The 10,738-nt window shown below is 65.7% G+C and carries 12 protein-coding genes and 1 pseudogene; 6 read left to right on the top strand and 7 right to left on the bottom strand.

All coding sequences use genetic code 11. The features are described 5' to 3' along the window. On the bottom strand, positions 1-305 hold a 305-nt coding region (locus tag GORHZ_RS27815; protein ID WP_006339164.1), incomplete at its 3' end, for a carboxymuconolactone decarboxylase family protein. 1,118 nt (positions 306-1,423) lie between these two features. Here GORHZ_RS27815 and GORHZ_RS27810 point away from each other — a divergent pair. From GORHZ_RS27810 to GORHZ_RS27800, 3 genes are all read left to right on the top strand, one after another. Further along, positions 1,424-1,639 (top strand): type II toxin-antitoxin system RelE family toxin, encoded by a 216-nt coding sequence (locus GORHZ_RS27810; RefSeq protein WP_051999112.1) that lies wholly within the window; start codon positions 1,424-1,426, stop codon positions 1,637-1,639. Further along, entirely contained in the window at positions 1,636-1,878 is a 243-nt protein-coding gene (locus GORHZ_RS27805; RefSeq protein WP_006339162.1) for a type II toxin-antitoxin system Phd/YefM family antitoxin, read from the top strand. Before GORHZ_RS27810 ends, GORHZ_RS27805 begins: the two co-directional genes overlap by 4 nt. 291 nt (positions 1,879-2,169) lie before the next feature. Continuing rightward, the gene (locus GORHZ_RS27800; RefSeq protein WP_006339160.1) at positions 2,170-2,460 is read left to right on the top strand and encodes a 2TM domain-containing protein; all 291 of its coding nucleotides are present in this window, start codon (positions 2,170-2,172) and stop codon (positions 2,458-2,460) included. Between the two features lie 43 nt (positions 2,461-2,503). On the opposite strand, the gene GORHZ_RS27795 is transcribed toward GORHZ_RS27800, so the two are convergent. After that, on the bottom strand, positions 2,504-4,168 hold the full coding sequence (locus GORHZ_RS27795) for an ABC-F family ATP-binding cassette domain-containing protein (RefSeq protein ID WP_040533889.1): 1,665 nt from the start codon (positions 4,166-4,168) through the stop codon (positions 2,504-2,506). A 38-nt stretch (positions 4,169-4,206) separates the two neighbouring features. Then, on the bottom strand, positions 4,207-5,082 hold the full coding sequence (locus GORHZ_RS27790; protein WP_006339156.1) for an exodeoxyribonuclease III: 876 nt from the start codon (positions 5,080-5,082) through the stop codon (positions 4,207-4,209). A 56-nt stretch (positions 5,083-5,138) separates the two neighbouring features. Here GORHZ_RS27790 and GORHZ_RS31885 point away from each other — a divergent pair. Continuing rightward, positions 5,139-5,481, top strand: a pseudogene (locus GORHZ_RS31885) (GyrI-like domain-containing protein); the annotation flags it as partial. 296 nt (positions 5,482-5,777) lie between these two features. Next, positions 5,778-6,614, top strand: a complete 837-nt coding sequence (locus tag GORHZ_RS27775; protein ID WP_006339150.1) for a CPBP family intramembrane glutamic endopeptidase — start codon at positions 5,778-5,780, stop codon at positions 6,612-6,614. A 103-nt stretch (positions 6,615-6,717) separates the two neighbouring features. On the opposite strand, the gene GORHZ_RS27770 is transcribed toward GORHZ_RS27775, so the two are convergent. Continuing rightward, positions 6,718-7,623 (bottom strand): methylenetetrahydrofolate reductase, encoded by a 906-nt coding sequence (locus GORHZ_RS27770; RefSeq protein ID WP_006339148.1) that lies wholly within the window; start codon positions 7,621-7,623, stop codon positions 6,718-6,720. A 202-nt stretch (positions 7,624-7,825) separates the two neighbouring features. On the opposite strand from GORHZ_RS27770, the gene GORHZ_RS27765 reads away from it, so the two are divergent. Beyond that, the gene (locus GORHZ_RS27765; protein WP_006339146.1) at positions 7,826-8,194 is read left to right on the top strand and encodes a helix-turn-helix domain-containing protein; all 369 of its coding nucleotides are present in this window, start codon (positions 7,826-7,828) and stop codon (positions 8,192-8,194) included. Positions 8,195-8,222: 28 nt separating this feature from the next. Here GORHZ_RS27765 and GORHZ_RS27760 read toward each other — a convergent pair whose 3' ends face one another. From GORHZ_RS27760 to GORHZ_RS27750, 3 genes are all read right to left on the bottom strand, one after another. Then, positions 8,223-8,831, bottom strand: a complete 609-nt coding sequence (locus GORHZ_RS27760; RefSeq protein ID WP_006339145.1) for a ClpP family protease — start codon at positions 8,829-8,831, stop codon at positions 8,223-8,225. Continuing rightward, positions 8,828-9,442: a ClpP family protease gene (locus GORHZ_RS27755; protein WP_006339144.1), complete on the bottom strand. Its 615-nt coding sequence runs from the start codon at positions 9,440-9,442 to the stop codon at positions 8,828-8,830. Before GORHZ_RS27755 ends, GORHZ_RS27760 begins: the two co-directional genes overlap by 4 nt. 144 nt (positions 9,443-9,586) lie before the next feature. Continuing rightward, positions 9,587-10,738, bottom strand: a 1,152-nt coding sequence (locus GORHZ_RS27750; RefSeq protein ID WP_006339143.1) for an HNH endonuclease signature motif containing protein, incomplete at its 5' end; no start/stop codon positions are given.

The following is a 10,738-nucleotide window of genomic DNA, read 5'->3' as shown; positions in this document are numbered from 1 at the left end:
ACCCGCTCGATCTCCTCCCGGGAGATCCCGACCTTGAGGGCGCGTTCCACGTGGGCGCCCCACTCGTACCACGCGCGCACCCGGGTTGCGACACGCAGGATGACCAGCTCCCCCTTCCGGCGGCCCAGATCACCACCGTCGACCGAGTAATTCCGAAAGTTCCACCACGCCTGGAGCAGCGCCGGATGATTTGCCATGAGCCGATGCACGTTGATCGGTGACCCGTGCATGTCGTCGACGATGTTCTTCAGCGATGGATCCCACTCTGCGATGGGCAACGGAAGCACACGCAAGTCGTCGTTCATCCGGCCGGTCTCCCTTCGGTTTTCGTGACCCGTTACATCGCTAGTCATGGGGCAGGGCGGCTCTATCTCGTCCTTGACATGTGTCTGCACATACTTGTGTCACGATGTCCCGGATGATGCGCATATGGCCTTCGTGGATGGTGCGCTTTGACGATGAGGTCGTCGATATCGGCGAGTCTGTCAAGATCCTGACTGGATCCCGAACCCGATCCGATTTTGATGGTCTTGGCCATCGTTCTCCTCCTACGTTCGTGTCCTGCGCAGCTGGTCAGCCCCGTAACGTAGTCACAAATCACCGTACGCCGGTCCAACCAGCTGACGGGGTGCGCTTCCACGATCGCCGGGGTCACTGGTAGTTCGGGGGTGTAGCCGAGGTGTAGCCGGCGACCAAGCCGCGACCGCGCTCACGGCCCGGCTACCCGAGGTCGGTGAGCAGGGTTCGCGCCTGCTCTGTTGCCGAGGTGCCGCCGTCCGCTGCTGTGCGTCGCCTCGACGCCGAGGCGACGAGCGAGATTGGTTGCGATGGTGTCGATCTCATGTAGGTCCGCTTCCACCCGATCGAACTCTGACAGAAGGCCGCGCATCTTCCCCGGCGGCACCACGTTGCTCGGCAGGTCAGCCAGGGACCTTCCCTACTGTGACCTGCCGATCGAGTCGGTCGATAGCGCACCGTCGACCTCTTCGCGGTTGAACAGTCACGGCTACGCCATCGCCGACCAGGAGCACCAGAGGAGGATCGATCCGCCGTCGGTGTTCCGATCCTCGCCTCCGACGGCACCGCCGCCGCCCCGATTTCGGTTGCGGCACCGTCATTTCGGCGTTCGTCCGACGCGATGGTCGCGATGTGCCGACGCTCGTCGAGGCGGCACGCGAGTTGGCGGCGACACTGCCGCCGCGCTGAGTCGGAGTGCGTCGACGCCGGCGCCGGATCGTCTTGCGGATGACAGGGCAGTCAGGACACTTCACCGGCCGTGGGCGGTCGCTTCCACATCGACGGAGCCATTCCGAGGCCGATCGGACCGGGTTTCGCGTCAGTGGAGCCCAGCGGACTCGAACCCCTCATTTCCGTGGACTACATATGTGGTCCACAATTCCGCGCCAGCGCCGCAGAGTCGCTGATGAAGCTGCCCCGAGTGGAACAGAAGCGCATCCGTACCGCCATCGACGCACTCGCCACCGATCCCCGACCTGACGGAGTGACCAAACTGTCCGGCACCTCCGACAGCTACCGCATGCGAGTTGGAAACTGCCGCATCGTCTACACCATCGACGATGGCAAACTCACGATCGTGGTCGTCCGCATCGGCCACCGCAGGGAGGTCTACAACCGATGAGTTATTCCATCCGCGAGGCCAAGGCCAAGCTTTCCGAGATTGTCCGTGATGCAGAAGATCAGCCGGTCACCATATCGAACCACGGCAAGCGCGCTGCCATCGTGCTGTCACCTGAACGCTACGATGGGCTGCTCGAGGAGATCGAAGATCTTCGCGACCGTCTCGCCGTCCACGAGTCCCGCGACGAACCAACAATGCCCTTCGACAAGCTGGTGGCCGAGCTCGGACTCAACGACTGACAGCTCAAGACAAAATCGGATCGACCCCAGGTGCCGACGCTGACCGAGGCGGCGCGTGAGTTGGGGGCGACGCTTCCGCCGCGCCGAGTCGGTCGTGGAAATCGAAGATTTCAACAGATCCCGAGAACCTCACCCGACAGAGCAGTCATCGACACCGACGCATCGGTGCACCGCTCACGCGTCGACTTCAGGGTCTGGAGCCAAGCGCCGCGTTCCGCGGAACGCGGCGACGAAGGACTCTTGTGGGCATCCGCCCCAGCGGAGAGCCTGGAAGGGAGATGAGGAGGCGACATGAACCCGCAGAATGACGCATCGCCCGTGGACTTGGCTCGCCGACGTGCGCGCTATCTGACCGGCTTGCTCTGGCACATCGGCGTCTTCCTCATCATCAACGCCGCCTTCTGGGCCCTCGATCTTGCCATCGGTGCACCCGGCGCGCAGTGGGCCGTGTGGATCACCGCCGTCTGGGGTTTCGCTCTCGCCTTCCATGTGCTCGCGTACCTGATCGACGGGCGGCAGCTCGAGGAGCGAAAGACCAGGAAGTATCTCAGCCGCGATGAGCACCCGTCGAGTGGGTCATAGCTGCCGCCCACTGTGATCGACGCTCGACGGGCGCGGGCTGCGGTTACCGCTCGGTCACGTGACCGGCGTCGACGTGCCACGCCCGGTTCGTCCGCACCTTCGCCAGCATCCGACGATCGTGGGTGACCAGCAACAGAGCCCCGTCGTAGGATTCCAGCGCCGCTTCGAGTTGCTCGATGGCGGGCAGGTCGAGGTGGTTGGTGGGCTCGTCGAGCACGAGGACGTTGGTTCCGCGGGCCTGCAACAGTGCCAGCGCCGCCCGCGTCCGCTCCCCCGGCGAGAGATCCCCCACCGGACGCTCGACGTGGTCGGCTCGCAGCCCGAACTTCGCGAGCAGGGTCCTGACCTCAGCCGGGGTGAAGTCCCCGACGAGGTCGCCGAATCGATCGGCCAAGGGGCGTGTTCCGGTGAATTGCCCACGCGCCTGATCGATTTCGCCGATGGCGACGTTGGCACCGAGTTGTGCAGTCCCGTCGTCGGGCACGATCTGCCCGAGGAGCAGCTTGAGCAACGTCGACTTCCCGGCCCCGTTGGGGCCGGTGATGCCAATCCGATCGCCGGCGTTCACCTGCAGCGACAGCGGACCAAGAGTGAAATCGCCGTGCCGCACGACAGCGCTGTTGAGGGTCGAGACCACCGAACTCGATCGGGGCGCGGACCCGATCGTGAACTCGAGAACCCATTCCTTGCGGGGTTCGACGACCTCTTCGAGGCGGGCGATCCGGCTCTCCATCTGGCGGACCTTCTGCGCCTGTTTCTCGCTCGATTCCGTTGCGGCGCGGCGTCGGATCTTGTCGTTGTCCGGGGCTTTGCGGATCGCGTTGCGCACACCCTGACTCGACCACTCGCGTTGCGTCCGCGCCCGCGCCACCAGATCCGCCTTCTTCGCGGCGAACTCTTCGTATTCCTCGCGCCGGTGCCGGCGCGCGACCTCACGCTCTTCGAGGTAGCTCTCGTATCCGCCGCCGAACACGGTGTTCGTGTGCTGTGCCAGGTCCAACTCGACGATGCGGGTGACGCTGCGCGCCAGAAACTCTCGATCGTGGCTGACCAGCACGACACCACCACGCATCCCGCGAACCAGGTTCTCCAGACGCATCAGTCCGTCGAGGTCGAGATCGTTGGTCGGTTCATCGAGCAACACGATGTCGAATCGCGAACACAGCAGCGCGGCCAGACCGACGCGAGCGGCCTGCCCACCGGACAGACCGGTCATCGGCGCCGATTCGGGTGCCACGGCCCCGACGTCGAGCCCGAGGTCGGCCAGCACGCCCGGCAGCCGGTCCTCGAGGTCTGCGGCCCCGGTCGCCATCCAGTGATCGAGTGCCGACGCGTACACGTCAGCGGGGTCGTCACCCCCAGCCGGCGCGTGCGGATCAGCGAGCACGGCGGCGGCCGCGTCCATCGCCGCGGTCGCCGCCGCACATCCGCTCCGCCGGGCCACGTACTGCCCGACGGTCTCTGCGGGAACCCGTTCGTGTTCCTGCGGCAGCCAGCCGACGAAAGCATCGGCCGGGGAGCGGGTGACCGATCCCTCCAGCGGAGAAAGCTCACCGGCCAGGATCCGAAGCAGCGTCGACTTTCCCGCACCGTTGGCTCCCACGACGCCGACCACATCGCCGGGCGCGACCGTCAGATCGAGATGGTCGAACAGGACACGGTCCGCATAGCCACCGGCGACGTCCTTTGCGACAAGTGTGGCGGTCATGAAATCCATCGTCGCACCCTGAGGTGACGCGCGACTGATCACCCGTAGGTCACCACGAGCGGCGCATGGTCGGACAGTCGCTGGTCGGGTGATGATTCCTTGTCCACCACGACGTCGTTCGCGCGGCGGGCGAGGCCAGGTGTGGCGAGTTGGTGATCCACGCGCCAGCCCACGTCCTTGGCGAACGATTGGCCCGCCCAACTCCACCAGGTGAGCGGACCCGGCCGTTCACCGTGTGTCTGTCGCACCACGTCGATGAGCCGCCGGGAACCGAGCAGGGCGCTGAACCACTCGCGGTCTTCGGGTAGGAACCCGTCCATGGTGCGCGCGGCGCGCCAGTTGGTCACATCGTGCTGCGTGTGGGCGATGTTGAGATCCCCGACCAGAAGGAACTCGCGGCCCTCACGCAACGCGGCGAGACGGTTCCGGTTTACCTCGCGGGCGAAGGCGGCGAAGAACCGCTGCTTGCGCGCATGCTTCACGCCACCATCGGGCTGCTCACGCATCGATCCCGGGCGCTGGAGGTGTGCGGGCAGTCCGCCCTTCGGGAGATAGAGACACGCCACTGTCACCACGCGGTCGGCGAGGTCGACCTCGATGTAGCGGCCCTGAGTGGCGAACTCACCGAGTCCGCGTGCTCTGGGAGGGTGGGTCACCCACGTCCGCACAGCGGCGGCAGGGACTCTCGTCAGCACGGCCACCCCGTTGCGGCCGGCCACCGATCCGATGTCCACCGCCGCCGAATAGCCGGGGAAAGCGCCCACCTCATGTGCGGGACAACGCAGTTCCTGGAGCGCGATCACGTCGGCCGAGCGAGTTGCCAACCACCGATCGAATCCCCGACGACGCGCCGCCCGGATTCCGTTGACGTTGAATGTGGCGACCGTGAACGCATCAGCGACCGACGGACCCATGAGCACTACTGTGCCGCAGCCACGGAGTTCGTTGTCGCCGGGTCCACTCACCAGACCGTCACCAATCCCGATGGGATTGGACGATGATGCTGATGGTTCCCGACTGGATCGACCACAGCATGGTCGAGGCCGCCATCGCACGCGCATCCAACGAACCGCCCGCACGCCTTCACGACCTTCGCCTCCGGCCGCTGTCCGAGGATAGATGCGTCCAGACACTCCACGTCGGCTCGTTTGATGACCAGGCGCCCGGTCCTGGAACGGATGCATCACGAGTTCATCCCCGCCCACGGCCTTCGCATGAACGGCAAACACCACGAGGTCTACTTCAGCGACTTCCGCAAAGTCCCTCCGGAGAAACTGAGAACCATCCTCCGGCAGCCGGTCCAGACCGCGTGACGCCCTCACCACTGCGCCGTACCACGTGCTCACCGGCGACGACAGCGCCGCCTTTGTCGGTGTCCTCGCGACGGTGTGTCTCTGCACCAGCTCGCCGAACGTCGCGGGCACCGAAACCTGCGAGATCTCGAGGTCTCTGCGAAATGTCCCAGGATCATCGCGACGACCCGAGCACGACTTTCGGCCGCTCACCGGCCGTTCGACGCACATCGGCGAGGGGCCGGCAGTGTGGTCGGTCCTGCGGTAGGAGTCCATCGGCACTACCGGTCCACGACCTCCCGCGCCACGGTGGAGGGGTGGATGCGAAGAGCCGGCCGCAGATTACCGGCGGACATGTCGTGCACTGGCGACGACTGGTCGCCTTCTGGCTGCTCGCCTGTATGTTCTCGTGGTCGTGGTGGATTCCGCTGGCGCTGGCCGGCGACATCACAAAGCCCGGACAGGCGTGGCCAACCCATCTACCGGGACTGCTCGGACCCGCACTCGCCGCCGTGGTGGTCGTTGCCGCGACAGAGCAACGTGCCGGCCTGCGCCGACTCTGGTCACGGACGATCCGCTGGCGCGTCGCCTGGTGGTGGTACGTCCTGGTGCTCGCCACCGCCGCGTGCGCATTGCTGGCCTATCCCGCGGCGTGGCTGTCGAATTCAGCAGCACCTTCGGCGGCGGAGTTCGCCGCCTACTCCGGAGTCGGCGTACTGCCGATGGTGCTGATGGTCACCTATGTCGTCATCGTGAACGGCATCGGCGAGGAGCTGGGCTGGCGCGGCTACCTCGCCGAGGGTCTGCTGGGTCGATTCGGGATCGCGACCACCGGCCTGCTCGTCGCACTGCCGTGGGCACTCTGGCACCTCCCGATGTTCTGGGTCGTGGCATCGTTTCGGGACTTCGGTGTCGGCGGCACGGTCGGCTGGCTCGTCGGTCTCGCCGCCGGCTCGATCGTGTTGGCCTGGATCTATGCCGGTTCGGGCCACAGCGTGCTGATCGTCGCGCTGTGGCACACGGCCTTCAACCTGACCTCGGCCACCGACGCCGCGGCCGGTCTACCCGCCACACTCAGCTCGACGCTGGTGATGGTTGCCGCGCTGGTCATCGCCGCGGCCGGTTGGTTCGCCGGCCGCCGAACAGCACGATGATCCGGTGGGCGATACCTCACCGTATCCGCGCCCGGTCGAACTGTCGCTCATGCTGTCATCCTTGCGGTGAGCACCCGGGGCGTGTCCGACCGCTCTGGCGTCGTCACGTCTGCACCAACCGGCGCAGCAGTTCGATCGACGCTTCGACCTCGACAGTGCGTACCACGACGCTCTCGACGTTGACCCCGATCGGGATTCCCTTGGCGTCGGCGAAGGTACGCAACTCGTCATACGTCTGCTCGCACACCGCCACCGACTGTTCGAGGATGTCGTCGGAGTGGCGGAGTTCATTCTCGAGCCAGCGTGGGATCGATATGCCCAGCCATTTCATGAATTCCAATCTCTTCGACGATCCGCACGGCGTCAACGTGAACAGGATCGGGACCAGGTCAACGTCGCGTCGCAAAGCCTCGTAGTAGTAGTCGGACAAGAAGTCCTTGGCAGCTTGGCGGTCGTAGACACCCTGCGAGATGAAGAACTCGCAGCCGCGTTCGATCTTGCCGATGACTCGCAGGTGCTCAGTGCCCTTGGCGCGGTGGCGTTCGGGAATCACCACTCCGCCCAGCATCGGCGCATCGGGAATCTCCGCGCGCAACCTGTACGCCTCGTCAAGTGTGAGGGCAACGTCCTGCCCTTGAGCGGCCGCACCCACGAACACCGTCAGCTCCCGCGACGGATCGGCATCATGCAGGAAGGATTCCAGCTCGCTCGGCGCATACTTACCCACCGCTCGGTAGATCACTCGCTCGAGATCGAGCTCAGCGAGATACGTTCGGCTGTACTCGAATCCGTCGAGTGTCTCGATGAACGGATACGGTCGTTCACTATCGATGCGGTCCGTCTCGTCCTGCAGGTCGTAGACCACCAGGCCGTCGACGGGCAGCGAGCTGATCCGCGTGCGTTGACGTTGTGCGATCTCGGCGAGTTCGCTGTGCGGTGTGGTGATCTTGGGCGGGACCATCCCGTAGAGAACGGCACCGGTCTCACGTCGCCTGATTTTGTCGATCATCTCGTGACCTCGTTGGACACCACGGATTCAATCTATGGCATCGCCTTTCCGACCGCCTCCGCCAATCGCCCGCATCGAACTGGCTGGTGCCGATTCCGCACGCTGACGATCTGCGCCGTCGGCCATGAGGCGGCGACAAGCTCTGTTCTGCTCACAGCAGAAGCGCCGGTGCCTCGGCGCGGGGACGACCTACCATCGGCACATGGACGAGCGACGGTCGACTAGTGCGAGTGGTCCGCGTGACGCCGAGCCGTTGTTGCGGGAGGTGACCGGTCGGGTACTGCGCCGGCATCGCCACGAACGCGGCGAGCGTCTGGTGGAGACCGCACGGCGTGCGGGTGTCTCGAGTCAGTACCTGTCCGAGATGGAGCGCGGCCGCAAGGACGCCTCCTCGGAACTGCTGGCCGCGGTGGCGGGAGCCCTCGGCCTCACGCTGTTCGACCTGACCCGTGAGGTCGGTGGCGAGCTGGCCCGGGCCACGCTCGTGTCCGTGCCGCGGATGTCCGGCCCGCCGACGTCGGTGGTCGTACCGATGCGCGGCCTGCGCGGCCCGGTCGCCCTGGCCGCCTGACCGACTGTCCGACCCGACGTCCGCGGGATCACCGTCGGCCCCGGCGGGGTGCCCGGTCATCGATGATCCGGTCGGCGATCCCGTATTCGACGATTGCGTCGGCCCGCAGTACCCGGTCACGATCGGTGTCGCGGCGCAACTCGTCGAGGTCCCTGCCGGTGTGGCGGCTCAACGCCAGCTCGACCTCTTCCCGGACGTGCAGGATCTCCTCGGCCGCCAGGATCAGGTCCGGGATCGTGCCCCTCCCCTGCCCGGAGGGCTGATGGAGCAGTACCCGCGCGTGCGGGAGGACCGATCGTTGTCCGGGGGTGCCCGCGGCGAGCAGGAGCGCGGTCGACGACAACGCCTGTCCGACACAGGTCGTCGCGATCGGGGCGTGGCAGTACTGCATGGTGTCGTACAGCGCAAAGGCGGCCGTCACCGAGCCTCCGGCGGAGTTGATGTACAACTCGATGGGAGCGTCGGGGTTGTCGGAGTCGAGGTGCAGGATCTGTGCGATGAGGGCGTTGGCAACACCGTCGTCGATCTCGGTGCCCAGGTAGATGATGCGATCGTCGAGCAACCTGCTGTAGATGTCCATCACCCGCTCGCCCTGGGGCGTCCGGCTGATCACGTTGGGGATCGTGTAGGTGCTCAACGCGCCACCCCGAATCCGGTCGACGCCGGCGCGAGTGGGCGGATCTGTGCGAGGTCGTCGGCGATGTGGTCGATGAAGCCGTAGTCGAGGGACTCCTCCGCGGTGAACACGTGATCACGCAACGAATCGTCGAAGATCCGCTCGGCGGTCTGACCGGTCTGCTCGGCGATGATGGCCAACACGGTGTCACGAACGTGCCGCAGATCGTCCGCCTGCAGTTCAATGTCGGGTGCGTATCCACCGATGCCCGCCGAACCCTGGTGCAGCAGGACCTTGGCATGGCGAAGTCCGTATCGCTTGCCACGGGTTCCGTTGCACAGCAGGAATTGGCCTGCGCTGTAGGCCATGCCCAGGTTGACCGTGGAGACGTCGTTGGGAACAAGCCGGATCGTGTCCATGATCGCGAGCATCGCCGGCACGGATCCGCCGGGCGAGTTGATCCACAGGCCGATGTCGGCGACCGGATCCTCGGACGCGAGCATCACCATCTGTGCACAGATCTGGCTTCCGATCTCGTCGTCGAGAGCGGAGTCGAGAAGCAGGATGCGTTGACCCAGGAGACTTTCGGCGGTTCGGCGGCGTAGGGGTAAGGAACGTTTCTCATCACTCATGCCCCGATCATCAAGGGCGGTGTGGACCTTGTGGCCGGCGGCGCTGCCCAGGGCAGAACGGTTCTGCTGACGGCAGGATCTCTGACAGCAGGACCTTCTCGGCAGTCCTCGTGCTCGGCATCCGGGTCATCGGCGTGATCGGTGTTATCGCCCGAGTGCGAGCTGGGTGGCCAGTCGCGCTTCGACGAGCGAGAGCGGTGGGCGAATGGACTGGGCGAACTGGAATCGCTGGCGTGCGGCACCGGTGCTGATCTCCGCGTGTTCGGTTCCCGCTGGCCCGGGTGGACCGTGGATGTCGGTGCGCGCTCTCGTGAGGTTGTCGTCGAAGAGTGCTTCGACGTCGGGGAGCCGGTGTACCCGAGCGGCGTTGAGTGGGGCACCGGGTGCGCTGTTCCGCCGCCACCAGGTGCGCCCGGCATCGGGTCCGATGTCGTGGACCCCGGTCGTGAACCCGCCGACCTCATCGTTGACCATCCGGTTGTGTTTGGGGCATGCCGGCGCCAAGTCGACGATATCGGTCTTGCCACCCTTGGCGAAGTCGAGCCGGGAGTGATGCATCTCCACGTGTGTGGCCGGCTGATCACATCCCGGGGCCGAGCAGAAGTGGCCGTCGGGACGCGCGAAGGAGGCCAGCCGTTGCGGTGTGGTCGCGAACCGCTTGCCCTGTCCGAAGAAGAGCGGGATCGCGGAGGAGTCCTTGAAGACCGCCAGCCACGGCTGCGCATGCGCGGCCAGACGGATGACATCCGACATCGGCAACTGTGTGCCGCCGGCCGTGATACCGAATCCCGCCTCGCGAATGAGGTCGCCGAGATCGGCTTTGATGATCAGCTGGATGGGCAACCCGCGATTGGTCTTACCCAGCATTCCATCGGTCAGAACCGCTTTGAGGAGTGCCTTCAGCGCGTCGTGGTTCCGCTGCGGTTGGGTACGGTCGTCCCGGCAGACCGCCGCTTTCAGCACGTCCGGATCAGCGTCGTCGACCGCCCCCGACGGCGATTCGGAATCGCCGGGATTGTTCATCCCCGGTTTGGCCCAGGCGGCGAGCATCACGTCGAGCAGACCGCGGGTCTCCGGATCCAGATGACCGGTCAACTTCGACATCTGGTCGACACCTTGACCGTTGACCGAAAGCTTGCGCTGCCGGGCACGGTCTTTGTCGTCGGTGATTTCGCCATCCGGGTCGAGGTGTGCGAGCAGGCGCGCACCCAGGCTGGTGATCTCGGCGGGCGTGTGTCGACGGGCCAGGTCGGCCAGCGTCGCCTCGGCAGCCACCCGTCGATCGTGGGCCACGCC

The organism is Gordonia rhizosphera NBRC 16068, assembly GCF_000298195.1.
GTDB lineage: Bacteria > Actinomycetota > Actinomycetes > Mycobacteriales > Mycobacteriaceae > Gordonia > Gordonia rhizosphera.
This window is presented reverse-complemented; position numbering and strand designations above follow the sequence as displayed.